Source organism: Flammeovirga aprica JL-4 (assembly GCF_012844305.1).
GTDB classification, from domain to species: Bacteria; Bacteroidota; Bacteroidia; order Cytophagales; family Flammeovirgaceae; genus Flammeovirga; species Flammeovirga aprica.
Map to the genome: position 1 here is coordinate 19,697 of NZ_JABANE010000099.1, position 11,998 is coordinate 31,694.

At 37.3% G+C, this 11,998-nt stretch carries 4 protein-coding genes; all 4 read left to right on the forward strand.

Features of this window, described 5'->3' with window-relative positions; genetic code table 11:
• Nucleotides 1-1,410, forward strand: a complete 1,410-nt coding sequence (locus HHU12_RS26055; protein ID WP_169659673.1) for a sulfatase — start codon at nucleotides 1-3, stop codon at nucleotides 1,408-1,410.
• Nucleotides 1,411-1,817: 407 nt separating this feature from the next.
• Nucleotides 1,818-7,184 (forward strand): T9SS type A sorting domain-containing protein, encoded by a 5,367-nt coding sequence (locus HHU12_RS26060; protein WP_169659674.1) that lies wholly within the window; start codon nucleotides 1,818-1,820, stop codon nucleotides 7,182-7,184.
• Nucleotides 7,185-7,414: 230 nt separating this feature from the next.
• Entirely contained in the window at nucleotides 7,415-11,167 is a 3,753-nt protein-coding gene (locus tag HHU12_RS26065) for a sulfatase-like hydrolase/transferase (protein WP_169659675.1), read from the forward strand.
• Nucleotides 11,168-11,200: 33 nt separating this feature from the next.
• Nucleotides 11,201-11,845, forward strand: a complete 645-nt coding sequence (locus HHU12_RS26070; RefSeq protein WP_169659676.1) for a hypothetical protein — start codon at nucleotides 11,201-11,203, stop codon at nucleotides 11,843-11,845.
• Nucleotides 11,846-11,998: the final 153 nt, after the last annotated feature.

The following is an 11,998-nucleotide window of genomic DNA, read 5'->3' on the forward strand; positions in this document are numbered from 1 at the left end:
ATGAAACGAATACTCTTATATATATTGGCGGGGATGCTTTGTGTCCCTGCTGTGAGCATCGCACAGGAGAAACCTAATATTCTGTTGATCACTATTGATGATTTAAGACCAGAATTAGGTTGCTATGGAAATGGCATTATCAAATCACCCAATATTGATCAGCTCAGTAAGCATTCTACTACTTTTAACAATGCATTTTGCCAAGTTCCCGTTTGTGGAGCTTCAAGAGCTTCCATGCATACTGGCGTGCGTCCCACATTGAAAAGATTTGTAGATGCGGGAGCAAAAATCGATAAGGAAATGCCTGGAGCAGTGACAATTGGCCAGCATTTCAAAGAAAATGGCTATTATACATATTCGATTGGGAAAGTAATTCATGGTAAAAAAGATACCTCCGAAAGAACTTGGTCGGAGTTAGTGGTTGCAGAAGATATGTTTGAATACCACGCCGATGAGTTGGTGAAGGAAAGTGAAAATCCTATTCCTCCTTACAAACGTCCCCAACCTTATGAAAAAGTAAAGGATAGCAAGGATACAGACTTTTTGGATGGCAGAACGGTCGCAAAAGCGAAAAAGAAGATGAAAGAGTTGAAGCAAAAAGATCAACCTTTCTTTATGGCAGTAGGTTTGGCAAGACCGCACCTTCCATTTGTAGCACCGGAGCGTTTTTGGGATTTATACAATGAAAATGACATTCCTGCACCCGATAATAACTTCCTTCCTGAAGGAATTCCTAACGTAGCCAAAACCTCTTGGGGAGAACTAAGAGCGTATAATGGCGTACCGAAGAAAGGTGATGTGGATGAGCAATTGGCCAAAACGTTGAAACACGGTTATTATGCTTCAGTAAGTTTTGCGGATTATTTGGTTGGTGATTTAATTGATGAATTAAAAGCTCAAAAGTTGTATGATAATACGATTATTGTCATTTGGGGCGATCACGGTTGGCAATTAGGGGAACACACTTTCTGGTGTAAGCATTCTAACTTTGATATTGCTTTGCGAGTTCCTTTGATGATCAAACCACCCAAAGGAAAGAAATTTAAGAAAGGATCTGCGGAAGGTTTTACTGAAATTGTAGATATTTTCCCTACACTATGTGACCTTTCTGGTTTATCACAACCTTCACAACTTCAGGGGAATTCGTTGGTTCCAGTACTTCAAGATCATCAAAAAGAGATCAAAGAATATGCATTAAGCCGTTGGAAACTCGGAGATACAATTCGTACTAAAGGTTTTAGGTATACATTATTCAAAAATAAAAAAGGTGTCGTCATTGCTGAAATGATGTATGACCTGACAAAAGATCCTGATGAAAATAAAAACATCGTCAATGATCCGAATTATAAAGAAGAGGTTGAAAAGCATAGAACATTGCTTGAAACAGCTTTGAAAAAAACAATACTATAACGTGATGAATGAAGAGTGATGAGCTACATTTAAAGGCTTGTCACTCTTTACTTCAACAAAAATGGAAGTGTTCTTCATTAATAATAGAACTACATTTCTTATCAAGTTTCACCTAACGTAATTCAACTTCCATTAAAAAAACGTTCAATTCCTACAAAAATGACGTTTTGACTACTTAAATAACACAATTAGCGTAGGATAGAAACATTTTTGGAGGTGTAAGAACGGAAAATACCCCTTCAATAACGCTTCCCCGAACTACTTTTGACTATACCTTTTGGAGATGTAGCAAACACATTCTCCATGTACCGAGTGATAAATCCTCTTTAAGAAATAGGTACGAATTAATAACACAAATATCTAAATGGAATCCTGTTATTCTGTTTAATAACAAAGTATGAATTAATATGAAATTAACTTTTACAACTTTAGTTTTGTCGTGGCTACTGTGTCTCTCTGCTTTTGCCAATGACAACTTAATCACAAACCCAGGATTTGATGATGAGATCAAATCGAGTGATTGGACCCTTACCATGAAAAATGGTCTAACAGATCCTCCTTCTTTTGAGAGAGTAGAAATTGAGGGTAACTTTTTCTTGAAAGTTGCTATTCCATCTACTGAAGAAAATTCGAAATTAAGTAGAAGTAATATTCAGGTCAAAACGGGAGGGTACACTAACTTCAGTTCCCCATTAGCACAAGATACAGAATACATCTGCAGAGTAGATGCTTATGGTACAACAGGGCAGAATTTTCGTTTTGCATTGAATTATAATGGACCGTCTCAAATTACAACGGAGGTATTCAACAATACTGAATCAGTTCAGACTTTTGAAACGACCATTACGGTTCCTGCTGGGGCAGAGAAGTGGTATTTGTTGATCCAAGTAGGAAAAAACGTTGGTGACTTCTATTTTGATAATGTCTATTTTGCTCCCAAAAACACAAAAACGGATGCGGAATCAGTACAAGAAGCCAAAGATGTTTTAGGATTGACTTTCAATAGTTTAGATCCACAAGATGGAAATGGTATCTTATATGATGTGACTTTGCCAACAGAGGGAGTAAACGGAACTACAGTTGCATGGACTTCATCTGATGAAAATGTGATCAGTACTACTGGAGAAGTCAAAAGAGCCAATTCTGCTACTCCTGTAACATTGCAAGCAACGATTTCTTTAAATGATGAAACGTTGACAAAAGACTTTACAGTAAATGTATTACCAATGATGGACGCTCAAGGCAACTTGATTGTGATCAACGCGGATTTCGATTTAGGAGAGAATGCAGGTTGGGAAACGAACTTTAATGCATCTCAAGCCATTGACTTCACATATCAGTCTGTAACACATAAAGAAAATGGAACATCTGCTGTAGCTTTTGATATTGTTAGCGGTGGTGTGTCTCTTCCTAACTTGGTGTTAAGAACGTTCTTGTATCCTTTCAATGATTTTACAACGGAAGAAAAATATTATGAAGTGTCTTCCAATATCTATGGAGACGTGGAGAAAGTACGTTACCAGTTACAAGGTAAAAACGCTTCCAACAGTTTTGTGAATAAGAACAGTACAGAATACTTCATCACTGAAACTCCTACAGATTACTCAGCCATTTTGAAAATGGATGCCGGTATTGGTTCTTTCCGCTTCTTTGTTCAAGTGGGGAAAAACACTGGTAATGTTGTGGTGGATAACGCCATGGTAAAAGAAATTTCTAAAGAGGAAGCAGAAGCAAAATGGGCAAAAGAGGCATTAGACATAACACTTGCTGAAGGTGACGATGTGAATAATGTAACCACAAACTTTACTTTGCCATTGACTGATGATACGTATGGCACAACAATCTCTTGGGCTTCAAGTAATACCAATGCGATTATCATTAATGAAGCGACTGCTGAAATTCAGGAAGTAACAGATGCTGAAGAAGTAACGTTGACGGCTACAATTACACAAGGTGGAGCTTCTGTCACAAAAACATTTGACTTGAGGGTGATAACTTCGTTATCTGATTTAGAAAAAGCGGTAAATGCACTTGAAATCGTTTACACGGATTTGGAGATGGCTTCAACTATAAAAAACAACATTGAGCTTCCTGTAACATCATTATTTGAGTCTACTGTTACATGGGCAACGACCGATGAAACCGTGATTGATACTGAAGGAAATGTGTATAGAAAAGATACAGAGCAAAATATTACATTAACGGCGACTGTTACAATAGATGGAAATGAAACACAAGACAAGACTTTTGAACTTACTGTTTTAGCCATCACTCCAGAAGAGAAAGTGCAAGAAGCTAAATCAGCTTTATTTGTAAAATACTTCTATTTGGATCCATCTGATGGTAACGGAATCATGTTTGATATTGTGGAAATGCTAACGGAAGGAAAGCATGGTACAACAATCTCATGGGCTTCGTCTAATGAGGAAGCAATCAGCACTACAGGTGATGTAAATAGAGGTGCAACTGCTCAAAACGTAACATTAACGGCTACGATCACTTCAGGTGATGTGTCAGATACAAAAGAATTCAATGCTGTTGTTTTACCATTCGCAGACGAAAACGGTAATATTATTTTAGTTAATGCAGATTTTGAGGAAGATGAATTAGAGGGATGGAATGTAGGAGTTTTAGCGTCATCAGATCCTCCAATCGATTATATATTAAGCAAAGTAACGCACAAGGATAACGGCACTGGCGCTGCACAATTGACAATCAATTACGGTGGTGTTTCTTTCTCAAACCTTGTATTTAGAAATTCATTCAATTATCCTTTCAATGGTTTATCAACAGCCAAAAGATATTTTGAAGTAAAAGTATCGGCTTATGCGGAGGCAGAAAAAACAATTCGCTACCAATTACAGGGCAAAGATGCAGACAACAAAAATGTGAATGTCAACTCTGAAAGTTTTACAATCAATGAGACTACAGGTGATTATGTAGCATTGATGGAAATGCCGGCAGGAATCTCTTCTATTCGTTTATTTATTCAGATTGGAGGAAATACTACAGGAACTTTTGTTTTTGATGACGTGGTGGTCAAAGAAATCAATGCGGCTATTGCACAGGTGAAAATAGCAAAGAAGGAGTTGGAATTAACTTTTGCTGAAGGTAATGATGCTTCTAATGTGACAAGAGACTTTACTTTACCAACTACTGATCTTCAGGAATTTGGAACAGTGATTTCATGGACTTCAAATCACGAAGCCATTAAAGTAGAAGGAGCAAATGCTTTAGTAGGTAAAGTAGCAGGATCACAAGAAGTAGAATTGACTGCAACGATTATAAAAGGTGAATACCAAGAGGAAAAAGTATTCACAGTGACTGTCAATGAAGATACTTCACTAAAGGATGCTGTAGAAGCACTAGCTATTACATTCCACTTCTTAGATCCACAAGATGGAAATGGAATTTCACATCCAATAGAACTTCCTGTTGAAGGAATGAATGCGACTACTGTAACTTGGGCCTCTTCTCACACAGAAGTAATTGCCACGACAGGTAAAGTGATAAGAGGAGCTCATCCAACTGATGTAGTATTGACTGCAACTGTTGCATTGGGCGAGGAGTCGATGACAAAAGAATTCAATGTGAAAGTATTAGAATATACAGATGCTAATGGAAATATGATTGTTGTCAATTCAGATTTCGAGGCAGAAACATTAGTAGGTTGGGAATCGAACTTTAATGCCAATATTGACCCTCCAATTGTATTTGATGTAGAGCATATCACACATAACACAAACGGAACAAAAGCTGTAAGATTAAATATTGAAAACGGTGGAACATCCCTTCCTAATCTTGTCTACAGAACACAAACTTACCCCTTCAATGAGGTGACTTCAGAGGAAGGATACATTGAAGTAAGTACTGAAGCGTATGGTTTTGATGGTGCGAAAATCAGATACCAATTCCAAGGGCACGATACTGAAGGAAAGAATGTAACAAACAATGGTGAAACCTTTGAAATTGCGTCAGAAAGCAAAAATTATACTTCACTACTGACAGTTCCGGCAGGGTTGAAATCTTACAGACTATTACTTCAAGTAGGCAATAATATTGGAGAAGTTGTATTTGACAATGTGAGTCTTAAAGAAGTAGCAACAGAGAAAGCACATGTAATATTAGCATCTAAAGATTTAAGTTTGACTTTTGAAGGTGAAGATACAAAAGATAGTGTGACTACTTCTTTCTCTCTTCCTTCAACTGATAACTTAGGGCATTCAACTGTGATTACTTGGGCTTCCAACCATGAGGCAATTGTGGTAGAAAACGGACAAGCAGTGGTTACACAACAAATGACCGATCAAGCAGTGACATTGATTGCAACAATCACTAAAGGAGAGTATTCAGAAACTATTGAGTTCCCAGTTATTGTAGCTTTAACTTCTTTCTTAGAAGAAGCTTTAGCCTCAATTGAAGTGACTTATGCAGAAGGTGAAACAAATACGACAGTAAAAAGTAATGTGACTCTGCCAACAACGACAACAATGGGCGGAACTGTAACATGGGCTTCAACTAATGAAGCGGTAATTGCAACAAGTGGAACAGTGGTAAGAGGCACTGAAGATCAGACTATCACTTTGACCGCAACACTTTCACTTCAAGGGGAAGAAGGTACAAAAACTTTTGAGCTTACTGTACTCAAAGAAGAAGAGACAGAAACTCCTGTAGAAGAATTATTACAAGAAGCTTCAGATGCTTTAAACATAACGTATGCAGAAGATGATCATGCAGCAAGTGTTACGCAAAATATCATGTTGCCAACCTCTTCATTACATGAAACAACGGTATCATGGTCTTCTTCTAATGAAACTGTAATTTCAACAGCAGGTACGGTATCAAGACCTTCAGAGAATACAACAGTTACACTTACGGCAACTTTAAGTTTAGAAAATCAAACGAAAACCAAAACATTTGAAGTAACCGTAATTAAAACGGATGATAACGGCGGTGATACCACGGAACAACAGTTGAAAGAAGCCACAGACGCATTGGAAATTACATTTGCTGAAGGCGATGACGCTGAAAATGTAAGAGAAAATGTGGAACTGCCTACTACTTCTTTACATGCCACAACGGTAACTTGGAGCTCATCGGATGAAGCAGTGGTTTCCACTTCAGGTGAAGTTGTAAGACCTTCTGAAAATACAACGGTAACGCTTACAGCGACATTAAGTTTAGAAGGAAAATCACAAACAAAAACATTCGACCTAACAGTCATCAAAACAGAAGATAATGGAGGTGATGAAACAGCACAACAGTTAAAAGAAGCAACTGAAGCATTGGAAATTACCTTCGCAGAGGGTGATGATGCAGAAAATGTAACTTCAGCAATGGTACTACCAACTACTTCGCTTCACCAAACTACAGTGACTTGGGCTTCATCAGATGAGGCGGTTGTTTCAACTTCTGGTGAGGTAGTTAGACCTTCGGAAAATACAAGCATTGCACTGACAGCAACTGTCACGTTGAACGGTCAGTCGGAAACAAAAGTATTCGATATTGTAGTGCTTAAAAAGGATATCCCTACTTCAGTAGAAGATGATCAATTGATCTTAAGCGTATATCCAAACCCAACAGTAGATCACTTGTTTGTTGCCACTCCTCAGAGAGATGCAGAAATAGCAGTGTATGACTTATTGGGCAGAGCGGTAAACAACTTTACAACTGAGAAAACAGCCAACGGTTACCAACTGAATGTGCAGTCATTGCCAAACGGAAAGTACATCGTGAAGGTGAACACTCAAAGTAAGCTGTTTATCAAAAAATAATCCATCAATTGGAATAAGTAGACGACATTTAATGAATGAAGAATTAAGAATGAAGAGTTAAAAATGGAAATGGTTCGTGCTATGGAACTCAGGTAATTGGTATCACTTCTCATTTGTCACCTGAAAACTAATCTGGGTACCATAACACGATCCATCTTCATTTATCATTCTTAATTCTTCATTACTAATTACCCTTCAAGTACTTACAAGTATTTTTTAATATTCAACAGATGAAAAAAATTATACTACTTTATATTTTATTCTTTTCCTCTTTATTACTTCAAGCACAAACACCCGCTCATGACATGGCCAAAAAGCTAGGCAATGGCTATAATTTTGGAAATGTGATGAGTGCCAAAAATGAAGGAGAATGGGCTGATCCCATTACAGAATTTATGATGGATGATGTGGCCAATGCAGGTTTCGATCATATACGTCTACCCGTTCGATGGGGAAGCCATACGACTGAAACGGCACCTTATATCATTGATGAAGCATGGCTGACAAGAGTAGAAGAAGTAGTGGATTGGGCAACGGAGAGAGGATTGATCGTAGTGTTGAATGCGCATGGTGAACACTGGTTTATTGAGGAAGTAACAAAGGAAGATGAAGTTTATACTGATCCTGCAAAATGGGAGAGATTTCTAGCCATTTGGACACAGGTCAGTGCTCATTTTAAAGATAAAAGTAATGATGAATTAGTATTTGAGTTGATCAATGAGCCTTACTTTAATATGAATAAAGGTTTAGTGGATCAGCTGAATGTTGAATTAGTAGAGACAGTAAGAAAGGATAATCCAGACCGTATTTTGATGGTTGTTGGAGGTGGTGATAATGCCATTTTTGCTCCTCAGCAGATGGATCCGGCCCTTTTTGAAAATGACGACAAACTCATTCCTTGGTTCCATTATTACTGGCCCAACACATTTACAAAATACCCTGAAACCAATAACAGCATTCCAGATTGGGGAACAGAACAAGAGTTCGCTTCCCTTAGAGCTGATTTTAAAAACGTAAAACAATGGGCTGACAATTTAAACTTGCCATTGTACTTAGGTGAATTTGGTTCCAACAACTTATGTTCTCCATTGAGTAGAGCAAAATACCATCAAGCGGTAGCTACTTTAGCGGAAGAATTAGAAATCCCTAGAGCCATTTGGTGTGCGGGTCCAAAAGCCAATAAGACCGTTTATAACCGTAAAGCAGGCGATTGGGTAGAAGGACAATTAGCACCTTTATTTCCAAAACCAAAAAGAAAAAATATCCTGTTTATCATGGTAGATGATTTGAACACCGACCTTACAGCCTTCGGGAATGAGGAAGTGATCACACCTACTTTTGATAAGCTATCACAACAAGGCATTCAGTATGCTAATGCTCAATGTTCTTATCCTGTTTGTGGCCCTTCAAGAGCAAGTTTCTTAACCGGAACTTACCCTGAAAGAAATGGTATTACGAACCTTACATTAAAACTAGAAGACACCGCTCCAAACCTGACGACATTACCTCAATTTTTAGCATTGAATGGCTACAGAACAGGTGCTGTAGGAAAAGTTTTTGATCCTAGAAATGTGGATGATGGTCATAATGCGAACTCATGGACGGAAAATTATAAAGATCCAAGCCACTATGAATATCCTGAAGAATACGGTGATTTTGTATCGGGAAACAATTACAGAGTGGAAGAAGGAATGTCGTATGAAAAAGGACCTGAAGGTGTAGGGGATGACGGCTATCAAGATGGTCAGTTTACATTGGAGGCCATCAGAATGATGAATAAATTTTCGGTCACTGAACAGCCGTTTTTCTTGTCAGTAGGTTTTAAGAAACCACACTTGCCGTTTATCGCTCCACAAAAGTATTTTGATTTATACAAAGACAAAGAAATCACTTTAGCAGATTATCAAAAACTGCCAGAAGGAACTGATATTATAGCTTACAAAGAGCCTACAGAACTGTTGGGTTACAAAGATATTCCTCAGACTTGGGATGATATTTATAAGGATGCAGAGAAGGTATTGGACCTTGAAAAACAAAAGGAATTACTGACAGCTTATTATGCTTGTGCTTCTTATATCGATGCTCAGATCGGTATGTTGGTCGATCATTTAGAAGCAATTGGCGAGAAAGAAAATACTTTGATTGTCGTTTCTTCTGATCATGGTTTCAACTTGGGAGATCATAATATGTGGGGCAAACATAATCTCTTACAGAATTCTGCTCAAGTGCCATTGATCATCATTGATCCTTCAAAACGATTAAAAGAGACGGAAAGAGCGGTGCAGTTGATAGACCTTTATCCTACCATTTGTGACTATGCTTACTTACCTAAACCAACGTTTTTACAAGGCAATTCACTGTATCATAATGATGAGGAAGAAAGAGCTTATCCATTGGATTTGGCTGTGACTTACTATAAAAAGAACGGCAAAAACGGTTATTCATTTAAGAAAGGGAATGAGCGTTATACGCTTTGGACCAATGATAAAGACATGACGCCATTGAACGTTCCATTTTCAGAAGTGACCGCCTTTCATGAAGAGTTTTATGCTTACGCGAATAACCAGGCTCTTGAGACCAAAAATGAAATTAATAATGCAGGTTATAGCATTAAGATAGCTCAAATCAAACAGGATGTAGAGCAATGGTGGAATCAATATTATGCTACAAATGAAGAGAAAATTAGTGGTAACATTATCAAGACAAATCCTAGTTTTGAGAGCGGTGTAGAAGAAGGTTGGATTACGACTGTCAAAGATGGGTTAGGGATTGAATATCAACTTCAAAATGACCTGCACCCTGTCACTTCATCAAAATCAGCGGGTTTCCATATCACTACCAACGGTGGTAATTTCTCTAATTTTGGGTATAGAACTTTGGATCATGCCATTGGTTTTTCAATTCCAGAAGCACAGAAATTTGTTGTTAGATTTTCCGTTTATTCCGATGTAGATACAGAGATCAGATTTCAGTTGCAGTTGGATAAAGGAGCAGATAAAATCAACAGTGATGCGATTGTGATTGAGAAAGACAGCCTCTACACTATCGAAAGAGAAATCACAGCCAATTTAAAAGGAATGACAAATCTCCGCTTGTTATTTCAGTTAGGTAAAGTGGTAGGTACTATTTATATCGATGACGTATTTGTTTCTGTAGATGGAGCATTAGATGATAACCTTTTCTTACAAGAAGCCATCAATGCCACAGTGATTGGTTATCAAAATGGAGATCATAAAAATAGTGTGACTCAAAATATCTATCTCCCTACACAATCAAGCTATGAGTCTACCGTAACATGGACTTCTTATGCGGAAGATTTTGTGAAAGTGGAAGCGGATTCAGGTTTTATCACTACACCAGAAATTGAACGTTCAGTAAGATTAGATGCTGAAATCAAATACAAGCATTTGGTAGGGCACAAGACATTTGTTATTAAGCTAAAAGGAGATGTGTCGAGTGAATTAAAAGCATTGGAAAAGGACGTTTACATTACTTTCCAAGAGAATGACAGTGCTCAGTCTGTCACGCAAAACATCAATTTTATGATACCAGAAAGTGACGGTTTGGAAGTAAAATGGCTTTCCTCAGACAATACAATCATTACTGTAAATGGCACTGAAGGTGTTGTCCAACAATCAGAACAAAACGAAAACATCCTAGTCACAGCCATCTTGAAAATGGGTGACGATGAATTGATTAAAACTTTTGACTTAACGGTGATCAAAAAGGAGACTGAAGAGCCTCCAACATCCATTGCACCTCAATTACATTTTAAATTATATCCTAACCCGGCCAGCGATTTATTGTATATCCAAGGTCTAAATCTAAATAAAAAACACGTCTCTATTTATAGTATTGACGGTAGAAAAGTAAAGGAGTTTCAGGTCTCAAAATCATTAGAAACGTTGGATATTTCAACCTTCCAAAAAGGCATTTATATCCTTCAAATTGATAAGACCCGAAAGAAGTTTATTAAAAATTAAAAATCATTTTATTCATTTTTTTAATTACACAATATGAAAACAAAGCTATTGATCGGTATACTTTTAATGTTGACCTCCAGCGTTTGGGGACAAACCGCCGAACAGCAATTAAAAGCCAGAAAATTTACGGATTGGGTCAACAAAGTAGTGCAATTATCTCCTGAACAATACGAGGAAATGAAAGCATTGCGTATAGAGTACAACATGAAAAAGGATTCTATGGAAGCCAGACCTTATTACAGTCATGAGGACAAAGTGAACATGAATAAGCAGTTCTATAAAGAACGTGATAAGATTTTGGACCTCAATCAACAATCAGAATTACTATCTTTTCTGATCACTTCCAGAGAAATCAAAATCATTACTGCTGAGATGCCCCTTGAAAAAGAAAAAGTAGAGGAGCTGAGATCTCAAATACAATTGGTGAACAAAAGAATGGTCATCCACATTATCAAGCTTGGTAAATTCAACATCAAATACCTTGAAATGGAAAAATCATTCGACATCGAAAAAGATTTGATTTTAGGCAAAGTATTGACAACCGATCAATATGAATACTATACAACATTAAGAAATAAAAAATTAAAGGAACACACCACTTCTTCTGTGGATTATATGAGCATGAAAGCAGATTCAGTGTTAGAAGGGTACAATGTTCTTTTACCAGACGACATTTAAGCAACAGTACTATATATATAAATCTTAGAATCATTTTTTAAAAGTCAGGCTATAATAGCTTGGCTTTTTTGTTTTAAGTATTAAGTACTGAGACAAATTAAAATATAAGCTATATTTATACCCTAATTATGGGTCGTAAAACAAAAGTTATAG

Excerpts from the sequence above, each read along its gene's own strand:
- HHU12_RS26055 (WP_169659673.1), top strand. The coding sequence starts at position 1 with ATGAAACGAATACTCTTATATATATTGGCGGGGATGCTTTGTGTCCCT.
- HHU12_RS26060 (WP_169659674.1), top strand. The coding sequence starts at position 1,818 with ATGAAATTAACTTTTACAACTTTAGTTTTGTCGTGGCTACTGTGTCTC.
- HHU12_RS26065 (WP_169659675.1), top strand. The coding sequence starts at position 7,415 with ATGAAAAAAATTATACTACTTTATATTTTATTCTTTTCCTCTTTATTA.
- HHU12_RS26070 (WP_169659676.1), top strand. The coding sequence starts at position 11,201 with ATGAAAACAAAGCTATTGATCGGTATACTTTTAATGTTGACCTCCAGC.